This is a genomic window from Parabacteroides sp. AF48-14, from assembly GCF_003477465.1.
Lineage (GTDB): Bacteria > Bacteroidota > Bacteroidia > Bacteroidales > Tannerellaceae > Parabacteroides > Parabacteroides acidifaciens.
This window is the reverse complement of sequence record NZ_QUDI01000023.1, coordinates 1-17,607: the sequence shown is the minus strand read 5'-3', so window position 1 is coordinate 17,607 and position 17,607 is coordinate 1. Positions and strand designations below refer to the sequence as shown.

General features: G+C 45.3%; 9 protein-coding genes and 7 pseudogenes. 9 read left to right on the top strand and 7 right to left on the bottom strand.

Annotation, left to right across the window (positions count from 1 at the left end):
- Position 1: 1 nt before the first annotated feature.
- The 5 genes and pseudogenes from DW083_RS12010 to DW083_RS11990 all read right to left on the bottom strand — a co-directional run bounded on the left by DW083_RS12010 (position 2) and on the right by DW083_RS11990 (position 5,898).
- Positions 2-1,219 (bottom strand): ABC transporter permease, encoded by a 1,218-nt coding sequence (locus DW083_RS12010; RefSeq protein ID WP_122332515.1) that lies wholly within the window; start codon positions 1,217-1,219, stop codon positions 2-4.
- Positions 1,216-2,224: pseudogene (locus DW083_RS12005) on the bottom strand (HlyD family secretion protein). The gene DW083_RS12010 and the pseudogene DW083_RS12005 overlap by 4 nt, the downstream one beginning before the upstream one ends.
- A gap of 18 nt (positions 2,225-2,242) precedes the next feature.
- Complete coding sequence (locus DW083_RS12000; protein WP_122332514.1) at positions 2,243-3,676, bottom strand: TolC family protein; 1,434 nt, start codon at positions 3,674-3,676, stop codon at positions 2,243-2,245.
- Between the two features lie 68 nt (positions 3,677-3,744).
- Positions 3,745-4,955, bottom strand: a pseudogene (locus DW083_RS11995) (MFS transporter).
- A 409-nt stretch (positions 4,956-5,364) separates the two neighbouring features.
- On the bottom strand, positions 5,365-5,898 hold the full coding sequence (locus DW083_RS11990) for an FHA domain-containing protein (RefSeq protein WP_115500967.1): 534 nt from the start codon (positions 5,896-5,898) through the stop codon (positions 5,365-5,367).
- A 339-nt stretch (positions 5,899-6,237) separates the two neighbouring features.
- Between DW083_RS11990 and DW083_RS11985 the strand changes: the two genes are divergently transcribed.
- Complete coding sequence (locus DW083_RS11985; protein WP_122332513.1) at positions 6,238-7,773, top strand: ATP-binding protein; 1,536 nt, start codon at positions 6,238-6,240, stop codon at positions 7,771-7,773.
- Positions 7,774-7,970: 197 nt separating this feature from the next.
- On the opposite strand, the pseudogene DW083_RS11975 reads toward DW083_RS11985, so the two are convergent.
- Both DW083_RS11975 and DW083_RS11970 read right to left on the bottom strand, forming a co-directional pair.
- Positions 7,971-8,848: pseudogene (locus tag DW083_RS11975) on the bottom strand (NAD kinase).
- 27 nt (positions 8,849-8,875) lie between these two features.
- On the bottom strand, positions 8,876-9,535 hold the full coding sequence (locus tag DW083_RS11970) for a CBS domain-containing protein (protein ID WP_115500971.1): 660 nt from the start codon (positions 9,533-9,535) through the stop codon (positions 8,876-8,878).
- 85 nt (positions 9,536-9,620) lie between these two features.
- Here DW083_RS11970 and DW083_RS11965 point away from each other — a divergent pair.
- From DW083_RS11965 to DW083_RS11930, 8 genes and pseudogenes are all read left to right on the top strand, one after another.
- Positions 9,621-10,333 (top strand): annotated as a pseudogene (locus DW083_RS11965) (pyridoxine 5'-phosphate synthase).
- A 31-nt stretch (positions 10,334-10,364) separates the two neighbouring features.
- Positions 10,365-11,074: pseudogene (locus DW083_RS11960) on the top strand (MotA/TolQ/ExbB proton channel family protein).
- 2 nt (positions 11,075-11,076) lie between these two features.
- Positions 11,077-11,487 (top strand): biopolymer transporter ExbD, encoded by a 411-nt coding sequence (locus DW083_RS11955; protein WP_115500974.1) that lies wholly within the window; start codon positions 11,077-11,079, stop codon positions 11,485-11,487.
- Between the two features lie 42 nt (positions 11,488-11,529).
- A pseudogene (locus DW083_RS11950) lies at positions 11,530-12,383 on the top strand (energy transducer TonB).
- 7 nt (positions 12,384-12,390) lie between these two features.
- On the top strand, positions 12,391-12,936 hold the full coding sequence (locus tag DW083_RS11945; RefSeq protein ID WP_115500976.1) for a DJ-1 family glyoxalase III: 546 nt from the start codon (positions 12,391-12,393) through the stop codon (positions 12,934-12,936).
- A 115-nt stretch (positions 12,937-13,051) separates the two neighbouring features.
- Entirely contained in the window at positions 13,052-14,254 is a 1,203-nt protein-coding gene (locus DW083_RS11940; RefSeq protein ID WP_122332511.1) for a hypothetical protein, read from the top strand.
- A gap of 172 nt (positions 14,255-14,426) precedes the next feature.
- Positions 14,427-14,831, top strand: a complete 405-nt coding sequence (locus DW083_RS11935) for a DUF3836 domain-containing protein (RefSeq protein WP_115500977.1) — start codon at positions 14,427-14,429, stop codon at positions 14,829-14,831.
- Between the two features lie 66 nt (positions 14,832-14,897).
- A pseudogene (locus DW083_RS11930) lies at positions 14,898-15,820 on the top strand (DMT family transporter).
- The last annotated feature ends 1,787 nt before the right edge of the window (positions 15,821-17,607 follow it).

The window sequence follows — 17,607 nt, the reverse complement described above, 5'->3', positions numbered from 1 at the left end:
TCTATTTATTCGTGTTATCGGTATTCCAGGACCAGCTTTCGACCGGCAACGCCCACTTGGGTGAAAGAACCGCTTTCTTCAGCCGAGGCAATAATAACAGCGCCGGAAGCAGAAAGGCCGCGAGTGCTGCGAAGTTGACCCATGTATAGGCAAAGCCGTAATCTCCATAAAGGAGGTTCTGATAGATTTCGGTAAAGTGGCGGACGGGGAACAGGTATGAGGTGTAATAGACAGGCGCATACATCGAAGGCGCAGGAAAGGTTACTCCGGAAAGCGTTGCCCCGAGCGATCCTACCATCGACACGATACTGATAATCAGACTAAGTGCAGGAAAGAGGGAAAAGATAAACAGGCCGAGGGCTTGCGTGGAGATGACAAACAGAATCGCCGTCCCGTTAAGCGGCCAGAAGCCACAGCTGAAAGGGATGTGCATGACACCGAACATCACGTAATTTGCCAAGATACTCATCAGGCTAAAAATGACGGTATAAGGCAGTAGCTTCCCGCCTACCGCCACCACTATATTTCCGCCTGCCGCCGAGAGCCACTCGCGTCCGGTCCCGAACTTGATCTCGCTACCGACAGCATAGACTGTGGTCAGCAGGATAATGACCTGGAAGAAGATAAAGAAAAAGGGGTTGCTCAAGTAGATCGAGTAGTCCAGGTCAGGATTGAACAGGGGATGGTTGCTGGCCCGGACGGGGATGAGAAAGGTCGTAATCTGCTCTTCATCGATCCCTAAGGCTGTGGCCTGCATCACGATCGGTCCGGTGGATATCTGACGGAGCACGGTTTCAAAAGCGCCGTGCACCTCGCCGCCGACACTAAGAAGGGCGTAATGGTAGTAATAGGCCAAGGTCGCCTCGCGCCCGGCGGTGGCATCCGCTTCAAAATTGTTGGGGATGACGAGATAGCCGTATATCTCTTTCGTCTGGGTTGCGCGGCGGGCTGCCTCTTGATCTGCATAATGTTTTGTGACCTTAAAAGTCGGGACTGCCTCCACTTGCCGGACGACTTCACGGGAGAGGGCCGTCTCATCCTGGTCGACAATGCCTACAGGGATGTTCTCCATCTGTCCGTTTCCAAAGATTGTGGACATAAAGAAGATACAAAACAGCGGCAGCACAATGCACACCCCGAAGTAAAGACGGCGCGACACCATCCGGTCGAGTTCCCGGCGGAGGACGGATTGAAAGGCGTTATGTTTGTTTGAAATCATCTTTTACCTGTTTTATCTATATCTTTTAAATCAACCAGTACCGACATTCCGGGCCGCAGGCTTCTACCTTGTTAACAGGCAGGGCATGAACCTCGAACGTCTTCAAGTCATAGCTTCCTGTCTGCTTGGTTGATTTCCAGGTGGCGAAGCTGCCCAAGGGACTGATATAGTTAATCCGGAATTCGATACCTTTCTTGTCGATTGCCGGGACATCGGCCGTAAACATCCCGCCCATCCGGAAGAAAGGCAGGCGGTCTTCGCGGACATTCAGGACGACATGCACGTCGTCGAGCACGATCAAGTTCATAATGGGCATCCCTGCTCCGACAAGTTCCCCCCGTTTGGGGAAGATTGTCGAGATCTGGCCGGATTCGGGAGCTGTCAAGCGGGCATCCTGAAGGAGGGCGGCTACCTCTTCGACAGAGCCTTTAGCTGCGTTCACTAAGGAACGGGCACTCTCCTTATCCTGTATCTGCGCACCGTCGAGAGCCAGTTGGTATTGGTTCCAGGCGGCCCGCTCTCCGGCAAGGGCGGCATCGTACAGGGCTTTCACCTCATCGCGCCGTTGGGAGGTGACAACACTGTCCCGATACAGGGCTTCGATACGGGTGTAGGTTGTCTTTGCCAGTTCCAGGTCCGATTTGGATTTGTTCCAGAGCTGCTGGGCGGTGGCAATGATCTGTTTGCGCGTTCCCTCATCCACCTTCTGGTGTTGGAAACGGGCGATATTCTCGAGGGCGTTCACCTGTTGGTATTTGGCGAGTGCTTCGGGGCTGTTGATGACGACAAGGGTGTCGCCCGCCTTGACCCACTGCCTTCTTCCACCAGGAATGTGTCGATACGGCCGGGCAGCTTTCCGGAGATGCGTATCTCGGTTGCTTCGATTTCTCCTTGCAGGATCACAGGTTTGTTCCTAAGCAGTATCATACCTGCAAAGGATATAAGGATGACGGCGACCAGCACCACAAGAAAGGCGACCGTCAGGTATTTCTTCGTTTTATCCATGACTATACGGTTTTATTGTTATAATATCTCTGTTTTGCCATCCATCCGGTATTGGTGGAAAGCTTCGGGAATGCCACAAAGGGAGAGCAGGTTGGCAAGTGCCACGTCGTACTGGTAGTAGGCGAGCAGGAAGGCTGTCTTCACCTTCGAGAGCATCACTTCGGCGTCCACCACATCGGAAGAGGTGGCCATACCTTCCTTGAACGATTTCTCACGGATGCGGACCAGTTCGGTGCTCATCTCGAGCGTCGTGTTCAGCGCTTTGACATTGTCCATTGCGTTCTGCATCTGGGTATAGAACTTATCCACGCCTACCTGCAGGTCGGTTACGGCTTTGTCTTTGCCAATCGCCAGAGACTGGCTGGTGAGGCGTGCCTGCCGGATGCGCTTCTCGCGATCGAGGCCGTCAAAGATATTCCAGGTGAAACCGACACCGATCATCGTACGGGGCATCAGGTATTTATCCAGTCCATCTGCATAAAGAGTCTGCTTGCCGATCAACGCGATGTTGGGGAGGTAGCCTGTCCGGCCGATCTTCAACTGGTTGTCGGCGATGTTCTCCTGCAGCTTCAGTTGGTTGACGAGATAGTTGTTGTAAGGAATCATCTCCTTGAAATAACCGGCGGAGGGAACGCTTTCGTTGATGAAAAGGGATGTTGTCGTACGGATATCCTTGCCGTCTTCTATGTTGATCAGGCTCTTCAGTGCCTGGGCGGCCACATCGAGGTCTTTCCGGGCAGATTCGAGTTCGCGCTTCGCCTCTTCCATGCTAACCTGGGCGACAAGGCGTTCGGCCCGGTTGATCATGCCTTGCTGTTCCAGTTTCAGGGCTTGTTCGTAATGGGTTTGCAGGGAATTGTAGGTTTCTGCTTTCACCTCCACGACACGTTGGCCGAGGCGCAGGCCGAAGTAGCATTCGATCAGTTTGCCCTGTTCGGTAGCGCCGACCTGTTCACGGTTGACCTCGGCTACAGAGACGAGTGTCTTGCCGATTTTACTGGCATAGATGCGTTTGCCACCTGTAAAGATGGGCCAGGTCAGGCTGGTATTGATCGACGTGATGTTCTGCGAGACGAGGGGCAGCGTCAACGTGTTCTGTCCGATCTTGTCGAGAAGGGAAGAGATCAGCTGGTCATCCGGGATGATCGAATGGATATACTCTTTGGCGGGGTCGGTGAACTGGTTCAGGGGTTGGCGTACCTCGACAGGGTTCGACATATGCACATAAGCGCCCGAAGCACTGACCGAAGGATACCAGAAGGCATTTAGTTTCTGATGTTCGTTCTTCGCCATCTCCACCTCCTTTCCGGCTATTTTCAGGCTCCTGTTCCCGCTTTGCAGTAGGGTAAGGGATTGCTCCAGCGATAGTTCCACCGTCTCGGTCTGTGCAGAGGCAAAGGCAGGAAGAAGCGACAGCAGGACGATGCCGAAGTGCGTAAAGTTATAAATCATAAGTGCGTCTAAATTTAGTTTGTGCGAAATTTATGATCTATAACAAGGCGATCGCCTTTATTGTTCCCCTACACCTGTCGTTTCCTCTTCAGGTCAGGCAGGAACCAGGTGACCAGTCCGATCAGCGGCATATAGCCACAGACATTGTAGACCGCTTCTATTCCATAATGGTCAGCCAGATTCCCTAATACGGCCGATGCGATCCCCGCCACCCCGAAAGCAAATCCGAAAAACAGGCCGGAGATCAATCCTAATTTATAAGGTAATAACTCTTGTGCATATACCAATATTGCGGGGAAAGCAGACGACAAAGTCAACCCGACACAAAAACTAAGGACTGCCGTCAGGAAGAGGTTGTCTACATGAGGCATGATTAGCGAGAAGGGTGCCGCACCGAGAATAGAAGCCCAAATGACGTATTTCCGTCCTACCTTGTCGCCGATCGGACCGCCCATCAGCGTACCGATAGCCGTAGCAATAAGGAAGACAAACAAATAAAGTTGTGAAGCCTGCACGCTGACACCGAACTTATGGATCAGGTAGAAAGTATAATAGCTGTTCAGGCTCGCCATATAAATATATTTACTGAAGATCAGAACAAGCAGGATTGAAATGGAGAATATCGTCTTTCCCATCGGCAGCGGCATCTGAATATGCGTATGAGCCGCTCCTCCTTCCTCTCTCTTCATCCGGAGCAACAACCGTTTATACCAATGGCCGATAGGTATCATCACCATTATCGCTACGAATGCCAGGATCGAGAACAACGCGATATGTCTCCGTCCGTAGGGAGCGACGAGTACTGCAGCCAACAATGGCCCCAACGATCCGCCCAGGTTACCCCCGACTGAAACAGCGACTGCGCCAGTCCACGCTTACCGCCCGACGCCAGCGAGGTCAACCGGGATGCCTCCGGATGAAAGACCGAAGACCCGATCCCTACCAACGCAACCGAACACAACACGACCGGTAGCGTATTGGCAAATGCCAGGCTTAGCAGCCCCACCAACGTAAAGCTCATCCCCGTCGGCAACGACCATGCCGAAGGCCATCTGTCGAAAAATAACCCTGTCAACGGCTGGCAAACGGATGCCGCCGACTGATACACGAGCGTGATCAACCCGATCTGGGCAAAGCTCAATCCTAAATCTTCTTTGAATAGCGGATATACAGCCGAGATAACGGACTGTAACGTGTCATTAAAGCAATGACAAATACTTAATGCCACCAATACGCGGAAAGTAATTCCGGTTGTGGACTGCACCCTGTTCTGTTCCATTAATTAACCTTATTGCCTCTTTCGGTTACAAAAGTACACATAAAAAAGAGATCCGGTAGAAGGATTGATCAAAATATCCGATTTAACATTAACATTTTAACAGCACACAAACGTTAGACACTAAGATCTAACTATTTAAGCCGTATTTAACCATAGTTAATAAAACTTTTGTTTAAACTCTTTTTGGATCTTTACGTAAAAGGCCGTGAGCCAAATCGGAAATGAGTTGTTTTATTGTCGAAGTCTAAAACAAAAAACATGAATAATGATTTTCATTCTTAGTGTACTGGACCGGAGTTGAAATGGGTTTCTTATATCGATATCTCCCGAAACCTACGCCAAATTTCCCCCTATCTCCCTTATCGCCCCTGGTATAAGACGCTTGTTTCGCTCCGGTCAGTATCTAAGATTAAACTTCTTCTCCTCCCGGCACATGAAGAATAAATGTAGTAGCCCCGATCGTCACCACCGCTCCTTCTTCAATCCGTACCTGCTCTTTCTTACCCAGGATTACGCTACGCAGGAATGTTCCGGTAAGACTGGGAAAATCACGTAATGTATAAATTAACTTTCCCTCTTTATCTTCTTTTACATTTATCACACAATGCTTACGCCCCATACTGGGATCGCTGGTAATGATAGGCAGATCGACACCGTCCGTATCTTTGTTACGGCGTCCGATTACATTATCACCCATCACAAGCGGCAACTCTTGTTTAAACCCGAATGTGTTTTCGATTACCGTAATATATCCGCAAGAAAAATCCGGTTCTTTCACCTCTTTTTCCTGGCCCGATTCGGTACGGACCACTTTACGTCCCAACTTGATCTTAAACTGGGAACCACATTGAGGGCAGACAAAGGCCAATACCTTGCCTTCCGGATATTTTGTTTCATCGAACGCTAACTGATTATCACATTTGGGACAGAAAACTCTTTTCATATATCTCAGACTTTTACCATTAATTGCAACACAAAGGTAAGACTTTATTTCCAATATACCCGAATCCTTCACATACGGGTAAAAAAAGGCTATCCGTCACGGACAGCCAATCTTCATTGTTAACCTTAAATCTAATACCATGAAAAACACAGTGCAAATATAAGGGTTTTATGTTATGCAGCATATATTTTTGTTTGGAAAAGTCATTACATTAACCATGTTTAACAAGACTTTCCCCTTCTTGTCCTTTTCCGTTTTGATTTTCAACTATAACTTTGCATAAAAATCAAAAATGCAGAAAGAGACACACAAAATATTTTAAGACCCAAACGAAATCGCATGGAAAAAGAATTGAGTTTAAATTCTCTATACCAGAAACTACCAATCGGTGTCGAATTATATGATGCAGAAGGCAACCTGATCGACCTGAACGAAACAGACGAACAGCTATTTGCGATAAAACGTACGGACATCATCGGCATAAACCTGTTTAGCAACCCTAATTTCCCGGCCAATGAAATATCCCGGCTGAAGGAAGGGGAGGAAGTCGTTTTTTATTGTGATTATGCATTTAATAATATAAAGACGAACGAATATTATCATATAGATCCTCAAAAAGAAAATACGACATTGCACCTTTCCATCAAATGTATTCCTTTAAGGAATCCTGAAGAGGGGATATATGGTTATATCCTTATGTTCAGTGATGAAACGGAAAAGTACAAGAAGGTAGAGGAGACCCATGAATTATTCAACAAACTGAAAACCGTTATCGGTTCTGGAGATTCCCTTTTGTGGGAATATGATGTCAAAGAGGATAAAATGACTATAAATCTCGAACTGCGCGATCCGGATAAACCCTCCAAATTAAAGGAATGCATACTTAAGTCACGGAAAGACTTTTACCGGCTTGTACACCCCGACGACAGGGAGCGGGTGCTGAAACAGAAATTCGAGAGATTGATCGAAGGGGAAATCAAAGGATACAGTGTCCAGTACAGGCGTATGTTTAAAGACCAATATATCTGGGTCAAAGCATATGTACAGCCTTATAAATACAATGCAGACGGGAAACCGGAAAAGATACTTTATTATCTGACCGACATCACGAACGAAGTTAGTATGCAGGAAAAATTGCGTAGCATAGAAAGAGAGCAACAGCAAAAGGAAGCGGAGCTTGCAAAAGCACAAGAAGCAAACAAGCTCAAATCCATGTTTCTGGCAAATATGAGCCATGAAATACGTACGCCCCTTAATGCAATCGTCGGCTTTTCCAGTATCATCGCCAATATGGAGGAAGAAGATAAGGACGAACGGAATTTCTTTGTCGACATTATCAACACAAACAGCGATCTTCTTCTTCAATTGATAAACGACATCCTCGATTTCTCGAAAATCGAATCCGGCACATTCGATATCACTAAGAAGAATTTTGACTTTAAGGAAATCTGCGAAGAGATATACACCGTCCATGCCCTAAAAATACCGGATCATGTGCTTTTTTCTTTCAACAGGAATTTACCGTCTATCCAAATATACTCTGATCCGAAGAGGATTACACAGGTAATCTCCAATTTCCTGACGAATGCCATTAAGTTCACTTCCGAGGGAGAAATAAAATTGGATTATCAAATAAAAGAAGACAATTTATACGTTTCTGTCACGGATACGGGAATAGGAATCAGTGAAGAAGAATGTAAAAACATATTCGACCGGTTTGTCAAGTTGAATGCACACAAACAGGGGACAGGGCTCGGATTGGCTATCAGCAAAAGCATCATTGAGAAATTAGGGGGAAAGATCGGTGTGTACTCCGCATTAGGAAAAGGATCGACCTTTTGGTTTACTCTTCCATTGGTAAAAGAAGCGGAATGAGAATATTCCATATTGGGCAAAAAAAAGGCTATCCATCACGGACAGCCAATCTTCATTGTTAACCTTAAATCTAATACCATGAAAAACACAGTGCAAATATAGAGCTTTTATGTTATGTAGCATATATATTCGTTTGGAAATCTCGCTTATTTAACCTGATTTAACGAAAACATGCTGCAAAACATAGTTTTTTATCTCTATTTCATCCGTGCATCCGCTCCCCACATCAGTTTTTCGCGGAGCGTCTGGTAAAAGGTATGATTATATCGTTTAATCACTTTTGTCGTATAATCGGCTTTGCTTACCCGTAGCTGTATGCCGGTCGGGAATATTTCGGAACGTCCGTCAAGGGCAATCAGGAAATATTTGTTCCGGCTTTCCACCCCTAAAGTGATCGTGAAAGAATCCGGGATAACCAACGGGCGGACATTCAGGGAGTGGGGGGCAACCGGACTAAAACCAGATTTTTGCTCTGCGGGATGATGATCGGCCCGTTCACACTCATAGAATAGGCCGTAGAACCCGTAGGAGTAGAAATCACCAAACCGTCAGCCTGGTAAGAAGTCAGGTATTCGCCGTTCAACGATGTATGGATCGTTATCATGGAAGAGGTGTCGCGCTTCAGAATCGCGATCTCATTCAAAGCATAGTTATAACCGTGGAAGACCCGGTCTTCGGTATGAAGGCGCAACAAGGTGCGTTCCTCTATCTTATAGTAGTTCTTGAACAGTTCGTCCAGCGTATCTTCAATGTCATTGCTTGAGACATCAGCCAGAAATCCGAGACGCCCGGTATTGATACCCAGAATCGGGATATCCTGTTTGTTTACACGGGCAGCCGTACGCAGGAAAGTACCATCACCACCCAGACTCAGAGCTACATCCAGGTTAAACTCATCACTGGTCAGGATACCGGATACGGGAGGCTCATAGTTCAAGGCATCCGTAAGAAAAAGATAGAAATCACGATCCACATAAACCTCAGCCTCCAAAGCAGTCAGCTTTTCAAACAAGCGCTTAATGACAAGCTGCTTGTCCGACTGATATTCACTACCAAATACCCCGATCTTCTTCATAACTTTCAATTTTCAACTTTCAACTCCCTATATATTCATATAATGAACTAACTCTTCCATCCGCTGTTGCAGCAGATCGTCCACCATTCCTTTTTCCATAAAATAATAAAGGACTGTATAGTTAAACCGTTCGAAACTACGGATTACAGGAGAAGCGTCTTCAAGGTCGATCTTGATAATCAAATGCAACCGTCCGGTATCCTTATCCGTGTAAGAGAGCAAATTCAGGACATGCGCATTGTTTGCCTCGATCAGGCGGGCAATATCGGTCAACGAATAATCCTGCGGCATCAACTCCAACACAAACACACTCCCGGCAGCTTCCGCACTACAAAGCTCGGACAGAATATCGATCAGTTTGTCACGCGTGATAGCGCCTAAATATTCTCCTTCAGGATTTACAACGGGAAGAAGACTCAGCTGATATCGGGTAATCAAAGCCATTGCCTCATGGATATGCGTGTTTTCCTGAACACTGGGCGACAACAAAACCGGATCGCCGATAGTCGCTGCCGGATTCGGCATTGCCAGCAGGTCTTTTTCCGATACCAAACACCTATACATATTTTCATTCAACAATGGCAGATGCTTTAATTTAAAATCATCCATTAAAGCCAACGCATACTCTCCCGTGTCAAAACTTTTTAACACCGGAAATTCCTTCGTTATGAAATCTTTCACCAACATTCTTCTGTATATTCCCTAAATACTGCTAAATTTGCCGATACTTTTGTGCAAATGTAATGAAAGAAAAAAGATATAACGATATACGATGACAAATTTAAGTGTAAACATTAACAAGGTTGCAACCATTCGTAACGCACGCGGTGGCAATGTACCAAACGTATTAAAAGTGGCATTAGACTGTGAAGCTTTCGGTGCACAAGGGATTACCGTTCATCCCAGACCGGACGAACGGCACATCCGGTACAGCGACGTATATGCCTTGAAACCGGAAATAAAAACAGAGTTTAACATAGAAGGATATCCTTGCGATAATTTTATCGACCTGGTAACGAAAGTAAAACCGACACAGGTCACGCTCGTGCCGGACGCTCCCGATGCCATAACTTCCAATGCCGGTTGGGACGTAAAAGCCCACTTCGAGCAGTTGAGCGAATTGGTGGACACCTTCACTTCTCACGGCATCCGCACTTCTCTTTTTGTGGGGACGGAGCTCGACAATATCGAGCTGGCCGCTAAAACGGGAACCGACCGTATCGAATTATACACGGAACCCTATGCGACCTGTTATCCGGTAAACCGTGAAAAGGCAATTGAACCATTTATCGCAGCCGCCCAATTGGCCAAAAATCTGGACTCGGCGTAAATGCCGGCCATGACCTGAGCTTGGAAAACCTGGCCTATTTTTATCAAAATATCCCGGGACTGGATGAAGTGTCAATCGGTCACGCGCTGATCTGCGACGCTCTTTATCATGGTTTGAAAGAAACGATCAGACTATACAAAGAATGCCTTCTATAATTCATAATTTATAATTCATAATTCTATAAACATGAGTATTTTACTTTCCCTACAAGCTGTAGGGGCACAAACAGCAGAGCAGATGCCGGACCTGACGGCGGTAACAGTTCCCACTGAAGCAGAAATCAATGTAATCGACCTCGCCTTTAAAGGAGGCTGGATTATGGTTGTATTATTGTTACTGTCACTGATGGCATGTTATATATTTATCCAGCGCCTGATGGTAATCCGCCGGGCGGGCAAAGAGGATGAAACGTTTATGAACCGTATCAAGGATTATATACATGAAGGGAAAGTCGACTCGGCTTTAAACTTGTGTCGCAGCACCAACACGCCTTCCGCCCGCATGATTGAAAAGGTATAACCCGATTAGGACGCCCGATGAACGACGTACTGGTCGCCATCGAAAATGTAGGTAACTTAGAGATTGCCAAACTGGAAAAAGGATTTCCATTGATTGCTACGACAGCTGCCGGAGCGCCGATGTTGGGATTCTTAGGTACGGTAACCGGTATGGTTCGCGCTTTCTTCGATATGGCAAATGCCGGAACGAATGTAGACGTATCCCTGTTGTCCGGTGGTATCTATGAGGCATTGGTTACAACGGTTGGAGGTCTGGTTGTCGGTATCATTACCCTGTTTGCCTACAACTATCTGGTTTCACAGGTAGACAATGTGGTGAACAAGATGGAAGCCCGCACAATGGAATTTATGGACTTATTGAACGAACCTGCAAACTGATTATGGCTTTAAAACGAAGAACAAAAGTAAACGAAAGCTTCAGTATGGCTTCTATGACAGACGTCATATTCCTGCTGTTGATTTTCTTTATGGTTACCTCGACGGTAGTTATTCCGAACGCCATCAAGGTGACGCTCCCGCAAGCGCAGAAGCAGACTGCTGCCAAGCCGCTGACACGCGTCACGATCGATGCGAACCTGAATTACTACGTCGCTTTCGGTAGCCAGCGGGAAAAGCTGGTGTCTTTCGAAGAGATCACCCCGTTCCTGCAAGAGAGTTATGCAAAAGAGCCGGAAATGTTTGTAGCCTTATATGCAGACGAATCGGTACCTTATAAGGAAATCGTGCGTATCCTGAACATTGCGAATGAGAATAAATTCAAGATGGTGCTCGCCACCCGGCCACAGAAGTAATTGACAATTGAGAATTGACAATTGACAATTTAAAAGAGGATTATGAAGTTAAATAAAGATGACATATACGGTATAGCGGGTTCGGTAGCATTCCACCTGATTATCTTGCTCATCCTGGGGTTCACGGTATTGAAGACCGTTGTTCCCGACGAGGATGGCGGCATACTGGTGAACTTCGGTAACGTGAATGCGGCAGCCGGAACTTTCGAACCGAAATATACCGGACAGGAACCCCCTCAGGAAACGACAACTCCTCCCCCTCCCGTGCCGGAGCCTAAGGTGGAAACACCCAAGGAAGAACTGGTAACGCAAGACATCGAGGAAAGCGTTGCAATCGAAGGAGCCAAAAAGAAAAAGGAAAAAGAAGAGCAACGCAAGAAAGAGGAAGAAAAGAAACGGAAAGAGGAAGCCGAAAAAGAACGTATCCGCAAGGAAGAAGCCGAAAAGAAACGCCTCGCCGAAGAACAGCGTAAGAAAGAACAGGCTATCAGCAACAAGGTGGCCGGTGCTTTCGGAATGGGAAGCCAGGAAGGTAACAGCCAAGGCGATGCCGCATCCGGAACAGGAAACCAGGGCAGTCCGTTCGGAAATTCCGATCATGGAGCTAACGAGGTGTAGGCGGTTATGGTTCGTTCAACCTGAACGGCCGTTCAATCGGTGCCGGAGGTCTTCCGCGTCCTGCCTATACAATTCAGGAAGAGGGACGAATCGTAATTAACATCACGGTAGACCCGAAAGGAAATGTTATATTTGCAGAAATAGGTAAAGGTACAAACATCGACAACGCTTCCATGCGTAAGAGTGCACTGGATGCCGCCAAACGGGCTAAGTTCAACAGCATCAGCGGCGCCAACAACCAGAGCGGTACGATTACCTATCTGTATAAACTAAAATAGAAATAATATGAAGAAAGCAATTGTATTCTTAGCGAATGGTTTCGAAGAAATGGAAGCCTTGGGGACAGTAGACATCCTGCGCCGCGGTGGTATTGAAGTTACAACTGTTTCCATCACTACCGACCTGGTTGTAACAGGCGCACACAATGTTCCGGTAACAGCCGATAAGACATTGGACAATGTAGTATTGAACGAAGCCGATGCCCTCATCCTTCCCGGAGGCATGCCCGGCGCATCCAACCTGAACAGTTCCGAACCGCTCAAAGAAGCATTGCTGCAACAGTATCGCGAAGGCCGCATCGTAGCTGCCATTTGCGCCGCTCCAATGGTATTGGGTGGACTGGGACTGCTGAAAGGCCGTAACGCCACCTGTTATCCCGGCTTCGAACCGAAACTGATCGGTGCAAACGTTACAGGCGAAGCAGTTGAAATATCCGACAACGTCATAACCGGTAAAGGTCCGGGATTAGTCATGAATTTCGGCCTTGCTTTGGTTGCCGCAATCAAGAATGACGCAGTTGCCGAAGAGGTGGCAGCGGGATTGCTACTATAAACCGAATCTTCAAGAGGATGTTACAATCTGCTCCAAACAAAAGGACTTGTAACATCTTCTTCTATCATGCTTATTCATAGCACTCTTAGTCCAAATAACTTTAATTCTAGCTTATATGGAAGTATTACCTTTAATATTGAGTTTAATATCTACCATCCCTATATTTTTCTGTGGTTACAAATTTTATCATCACAGAAAGAGTAAATTAAAGTTATATTTATCTGCATCCACAATAAAGCTCTTTTATCCGAGTAGCGCTATAAAAACATTACTGCGAGATAATAATTACAAAAACTTACCGGATAGCACATTCATTGATTATTCTATAGCATTAAAAAAGGGATATTATCAAAATGATATTTTAAAATTAGACTTATCCATTAATGGAAATATTGTAAATACAGACTTCCCTTATAAAGAGATTATCAACTATACACGAAATCCAAACATACGAATCCACATAGAAAGACAAATAGATTCATCTTTTCAACTTAATGAATACATAAATAAAAAAACTCAACAAAATCTCAATGATTATCTTCTTCAAAAACCCAAAACGACAAATGGACAAGCTTTGAGAATATCATCATTCAGTTCCACCTCCGACAAAAATGTTTATTTATGTACTCTACAATCTGCTACTTATTATGATCAAATACGAACAAATCTAACATTGGATGTGCCCTTATTAGATGAAGGAGAAAATACAATCAGAATAATGGATTTATCACAACAAAAGTCGTTAAAACCTTTTGAAGATTCTATTATGGCTAATACAATAGGAGTATCAACTATATGGTATATGAATAATAAAAAAGGAGATAAGAAAAATAAATTACAATTTTTTTTAAAACCGCGTCAAACCCAAATAGGCGTTTTTACGAATATGCTGGGAACTGTTAGTGGAGTTGTAGAGCCCATTTCACGCAAGAATAAAATAAAAACATTAGAAGAGCATGTAACCAATGAAATTTTAAGGGAGTTTTTTGAAGAAACTGGTTTTGACAGATATATGTCAGACAATAATATCGCTCCGTCCCAAATTACAATTACGCCCTTAGCCTTTTGCCGTGAACTTACAAGAGGAGGAAAACCTCAATTCTTTTTCCTTATAAAAACACCTCATGTTACAGAATCTGATTTCTATAAATACTTCAAGCAATCAGTTGATGGGAAAAATGAGTTTAAAGACGAGTTTCTGACAAAACTACCCAACTACAGCCTATCACCTGAAGTCGTAATGAACTATATATATGCATTCCTATATCTACAAAAAGAAAGGTTTGATATTCATAAATATATTGATTTAGATCCTTAGATAGTAGCGTAGCGAGAGTGTCCAAACTTTTGACAGCATTGTCAAATATTTGGACACTCTTCTTTTTGTATAGTTTTATCAAAACGCTGATTTTCAAAAGCGTACATGGTTTGGCACAGGCTTTGCAATTTAGTTGGCAAGAGATTAATAAACAACTAAAAATAATAAAGTCATGAAAAAGTCAGTTTTAAAATCAGTTATCGCAGTGATCGTTTTTGTATTCGCAAGTGTAAACTTCTGTTCTGCATCCGACTTCGCCTATAAGACAGAAACAGCAAACGGTTTAGTAATGACTAAATATGTCTACAAGGTGGAAGGCGAAAACCTCCTGCAGCAGTATCGCAAATACAGTTTCTCATACGACGCAAACAAGAGAGTCGTGTCCAAGACTGTCGAACAATGGAACGAAGACACTCAAAAATGGGAAAAACAACAAACCTACGCTTACACATACAACGACAATGCTTGCAGCATTACCCTGACGACCTTCAAAGATAACAAAGAAATCAGCAAGGATGTATGTGTAAACTCAATCCCTAACCAACAAGCCCAAAGAAATACTTTAGCTGCAAAATAAGTTACTATTTCCCTATTGCCCGTTTTTATACTATCTTTGATGCCGTTTTATCAAAGAGAAAAAGTGATGAGTAATTTTAAAGGATTTGCCTCGGTATATTAACGTCGGCGACATTCGGGTTGATACCCCTGTTTACATTGCCGCTGATGGCAAAGGGGATGCAGTTCGATTCCATCCTGTTCTACCGTTTCCTGTTTGCAGCATTGGCTTTGACAGGGATTATGGTTACCAGGAAGGAATCGTTCCATGTGGAGAAAAGGGAAATCCCGGTATTGGTTCTATTGGGTTTTTTCTACACTGCTTCCGCTATGTTCTTGTTTTGGGGATATAGCTTCATGTCGGCCGGAATTGCTACAACGCTCCATTTTACCTATCCGATATTCGTCACCCTCATCATGCTGTTGGTATTCAGGGAAAAGACATCCTGGGTAATACTGATGGCTATTGTGTTGGCAATCTGTGGAGTAGCACGCCTTTCTATCAATGAAGGGGAAATGAAACTGAATGCTTTAGGCGTTTTCATCGTTTTGCTGTCTGCCGTCGGATATGCACTTTACATCACGACAGTCAACAAATCGCGCGTGCAAAAGATGACCGGTCGCAAACTGACCTTTTACGTGTTTGTTGTCAGCACAATCCTGTTTGCCGTCAAAGCAGGGACGAATGAAGGCATACAAGCGATTCCTGATGCCATGTCATTGATGAATCTGGTTCTGCTGGCTATTGTTCCGACCGTTATTTCCAATATCACGCTTGTCCTTGCCGTGCATAATATCGGGGGAACATTAACCGCCGTATTGGGGGCTGTAGAACCGATCACAGCCGTATGTGTCGGCGTATTGGTCTTCAGCGAACCGTTCACCCCCAACCTGGCAGTCGGCATCCTTCTGATCATCATTGCCGTAACACTGATCATACTTTCCAAATCGATACAACATACTTTGCGGGAGATACGCAGACGGCTTGCCCACCTGAACCTCTTAAAATAAATGCCAGCCGATTACATTTTCACGTTCTGTCATCTAACAACAATTATGCATTCATCATTTACCAGTTTAGGATAAAACCTGTTCTCTTGCGATCCCTCATCGGAGCGCGGGAACGGGATAGCTCACTTTTGGTAAGTTTTGAACCTCCTGCAAATCTGATGAATATTACAATAACCCCCTTTTTTGCCGTTTTTCTATTTCGTCCGAAATCTTGATCGATTTTGGATTGACTTTTTTTGCGGTTTAAGCTCCCCTTTCTGACAATAGGAAGAGCGAGGTGCGCAGTCCGTTTCGAAAAGCGTGCAATTTGATTGCCGAAAGACGGAAACATCGGCAAAGTGATAAACCTTAACTCCCGGAGAATCGAATATTTGAAAATAAAACGGACGGCGTCCCAAATATCCCAAGGAAATTCAGGTGCTTTTTTGCCCTGAAAACGGTCCTCTTTCCAATTACGACCGTTCAAATCGCCATTACGACCGTCCTAATCTTCGCGAGGTGCCGAGTGCACTACACATTAGCACGGTCGTAATGGCAAAGAGGACGGTCGTAATTGCGGAAAATGCTCAAGAAAGGCGAAAAAGTCCCTTTTTGAGATCAAAAAAGCGGATTAACATTTGTTTGTTTTCGGATGTCTCTTGGACTTGAAAAATCCGTTTTTTACAATAAGCCCCCCTGCCACAGGCTCTCTTTTGCCGTTGATTTCAATCAACGGGTTGATAAGTTCCCGGCTTTGCCGGATTCCTCTGTGGGTTTGAACCCCTTTCAAATATCTACAGGCAATCTCTATTAAAGGGGCTGAAGCCCACAGAGGAAGAGGCTCTGCCTCTAAGCTCTAAAACCGTTCGTTGAAACGAAACGGCAAAAGAGAGCCTGCGGCAGGGGGGTTATTGTATAAAACGTGTTTTTTGAGCTCGAAAGGCACCCTAATTCAAACAAATGTCAAATCACTTTTCAGCCGTCAAAAAGGAGCTTTTTCCTATGATCCGGAACCTTATCGCCATGAAGAGGGACTTTATCGCTCTGACCCGGAACTTTATCGCTCTGAAGTCGGACTTCATATAGCACGAAGTCAACCTTCAGAGCGATGAAGCGTTACTTCACGGCAATTTTCTGCGCACCTCATGGCAACAAGCCTCCAAAATTTCCTTGGGATATTTGGAACGCAGCCCGTCTTCGTTCGCAAATAATCGATTCTCCGGGAGTTAAGGTTTATCACATTGTCGGCGTTTTCATCTTTCGATAATCAAATTGTACACTTTTCGCCATAGACTCGGCACCACATTTTCTCTGTTGTCAGCCGAGCCGGTTAAAACCGTGAAAAGAGTCAATCCAAAATCGATCAAGATTTCGGATGAAATAGAAAAACGGCTGAAATAGGGGTTATTGTAATTTCTCAATTTGCAGAAGGTCCAAAACTAAAAAATAATGAGCCAATGAGATAATGTGCCAATATGCCAATGAGAAGAAAAAGTGAACCTGTAAATGTTGATTTCGTGGTGAGGACAATGCCGTCGTAGGGGCGGTTCGCAAACCGCCCAAAGTCCTGTAAGGGCGACAGATCATAGCCCAAGGCGTGAGCCTTGGGTTTAAATAGGACCACCTCCTATCTTCGAGCCCTGTAAGGGCGATACATTGTGACACAGGGTGTTACCGGTGCCGCCCTTACAGGGCTAAGAGGAGAAGGGGAACGTTTCCCTAACCCAAGGCTTACGCCTTGGGCTGAGATCTGCCGGGCGTTTCCCTAACCCAAGCTTACGCCTTGGGCTGAGATCTGCCGGGCTTCA